The sequence below is a fragment of the Arachidicoccus sp. genome, assembly GCF_050436765.1.
In the GTDB taxonomy this organism is placed as follows: domain Bacteria; phylum Bacteroidota; class Bacteroidia; order Chitinophagales; family Chitinophagaceae; genus Arachidicoccus.
In genome coordinates this window covers 1746-4734 of sequence record NZ_JBNQGD010000404.1, presented here as the reverse complement: position 1 = coordinate 4734, position 2989 = coordinate 1746, and the positions used below count along the sequence as shown (strand labels likewise).

Genomic DNA, 2989 nt, shown 5'->3' with positions numbered 1-2989 from the left:
GCTTTTTGCACAATCGGTTAATTCAGGCAATGAAATAACAACCAAAAACTCAGGGGACTCGGTTAAAATATCTGGAGTATTAAAAGATAGTAAAACGAATTTGCCTTTAACTTCTGTTTCAATTTCTACCAATTATCCTAGAAGGAAAATTATTGGAATATCTAACTATTTAGGCAAATTTTCAGTGTACGTAAAAAAGGGTGCTGAAATAATTTTCTCCTATGTTGGATACACTGATGGCACATATAACACATCTAATGAAAGTAAAAGTGATATAGAAATATCTATGGTAGAAAAGGCTGCGGGAGGCTTGTCGGACGTAGTTGTTTCAAGTTTCCGTACAACAGAAAGAGCCACTTTTACTGGTGCTTCGACCATTATTACTGCCAAAGATATTAAAGATCAGCCTGCCAATAATGTGATGGAACTATTGCAAGGTCGTGTTGCAGGGCTCAATATCCAAAATAATAATGGTACGCCGGGTGTGATGGGAACTGTTCAAATAAGAGGGCTTTCTACTGCCGCTATTTCCGGTTCTGGAGATAATGCCATGCTTCAGCCTACTTCACCTTTATATGTAATAGATGGTGTACCTATTGACGTAAATACAAATTACCAATATGGTTTTAATTCTTCCGCACCAGGTGTAAATCCGTTAAGTCTTATTCCTGCTGAGGATGTTGAAAGCATAGAAGTCTTGAAAGATGCATCCGCTACAGCTCTTTGGGGGGCCAAAGGTGCTTATGGTGTTATTATTATTACCACAAAAAGAGGTAATTCGCAAATACCAATCGTTCAATATATAAGTAATTATACTTATAATGCAGTTCCAAAATTACGCCCGGTAATAGGGGGGCGTGAAGAAAGAGATATAAGACTTGCTGAAATAATGAATTATGATACTTCCTTTTATCATGGACTAGCAGATATTAATACTACCCCATTTTTATCTGATAGCTTGAACTCATATTATGATAATTCAACCAATTGGCAGGCGGTATATTTCCGTCCTACTTTTAGCACGACTCAGAACGTAAGTATGTTAGGGGGTAATGACAAATTTAATTATAAAATAAATGTAGGGTATCAAAAATCTTCTGGAATCATTAAAGGTACCGGGTTTGATAGGTATAATATTGATATGTCCACTTTGTACAATCCCAGCCAGAAATTTAAGATGATGGTAAGTGTCAATACAGGTTTGGGTAAAACAAATTATGGTAGCGGTAATGCATTTCAACAATCAAACCTTAGCGGGGTAGCCCAAGCTTCGTCTTTGTTGCCTCCTCCTAATTTGTATAGCCCTATCAGTGCGGCTTTAGGCTCATTGGTTCAAAATGATAATAAGGCAGGGAATATATCGGGTAACCTAGATATAGAATTTGAACCGGTGAGGAATCTAAGGTTTATTACCACCTCGAGTTATACGATCAATACAAATACGACGAGGAACTTTACGCCTTCATTTTTAAATGGCGGCTCTTCAATTGGCAGGTGGTATAACGATCGCAGCTATACTTTGTATAATCGACAATCTCTCAATTATAATACGGTAATTAATGATAAACACAGTTTCTTGATATTCTTATTTAATGAATTAAATTCTTCTTCTTTTAGAGGTGAAACAGGTCAGGCTTACGCTTTTCCAAATGATAATATTCAGGGTCCGACAGGGTATCAACATTATGGGGCAATGCAGGGTGTTTTAGACAACCTGTCTGACGCTCGTTCTTTGGCATATGGTGGAGACTTTTCGTATAACTATGATAAGAAATACGTGGTTGATTTTCAATTAAGAGAAGATGCGACCTCCCAAAATGGCCCTTCGGTAGGCTACACTAAAAACCCGACAGTCAGTGCTCGTTGGAACTTTAATAAAGAAAGGTTCATGCAAAATCTTACTTGGTTGGATTATGGTTCTCTACGCCTTAGCTATGGTAAAAATATCATTCCTCAGGGAAATATATTTGATGCTTATGGAAAATATGGTTTTGGTTCTTCCTTCAATGGCGCTCCAACTGTTAATGTTGATTTTGGTTATTTGCCAAACCACACATTTAAGCCTATTCAAAATACTCAATTAGACTTTGGTTATGAATCCAGCTTTTTGAACGGGAGAATCAGTCTAGTATATGATTATTATTATAAAATGGTTGACAATCAAAGTTTTTCTTTAGCCCTTCCTAATTCTTCCGGTTTTACCAGCATCAATACGAATGCGGTAAGTCAGGTGAACTATGGACATGAAATTACTTTGAGTATTAGACCACTGAATTCTAGTAGCCCTTTTAATTGGCAATTGAGTTTCAATATTACACATAATAAAAATGTATTAAGTGCGTTGCCGAATGGCATTCGGGAATATGTTGTGGATCCTAATTCTGACGTCCCTATTTTGTATCGATTGGGTTCTAATACATTTACCAATTTCCTTTATAATACAAAAGGTGTGTATAATTCTAATATGCAAGTTCCTGTCGATCCGATTACCGGCCTAAAAGAGAGCATCAATGGTGTGGCTTTACAGGCGGGTGCACCTATATTCTCAGATGTTAACGGAGATTATAAAATTGATGCAAATGATGAGCAAGCTTTAGGTGACCCTCAGCCAAAATATTTTGGAGGATTCAGTTCTTATCTCTCTTGGAAACAATGGAGTCTGACCACGAATGTGTCGTTCACTTTAGATAGAGATGTTATTAATGAGTCGCAGTCTTATTTATTAAATCAATATGCTTCGCCCTTTACTCAGAATGCATTACCTCCTTTTAATAGGTTGAATGTGTATACAAAAAATGGGCAAACCGATGCTACTTATCCCAATCCATATAACTATTTATTCAATCCCTACTATAATCCGTTCCGCATAAATCAAACATTGTTCATGCAAGACGGTTCTTATGTGAAAATAAATCAGATTACGATAGCCTATACTGTTAATTCTAAATTCTCTAAGCATTATGGGATATCATCGGCGAGGTTCTATTTG

General features: G+C 36.7%; 1 protein-coding gene. It reads left to right on the top strand.

What is annotated here, in order from left to right; genetic code table 11:
- Nucleotides 1-100 precede the first annotated feature (100 nt).
- Nucleotides 101-2989, top strand: a 2889-nt coding sequence (locus tag ACQR30_RS16760; protein ID WP_429736908.1) for a SusC/RagA family TonB-linked outer membrane protein, incomplete at its 3' end; no start/stop codon positions are given.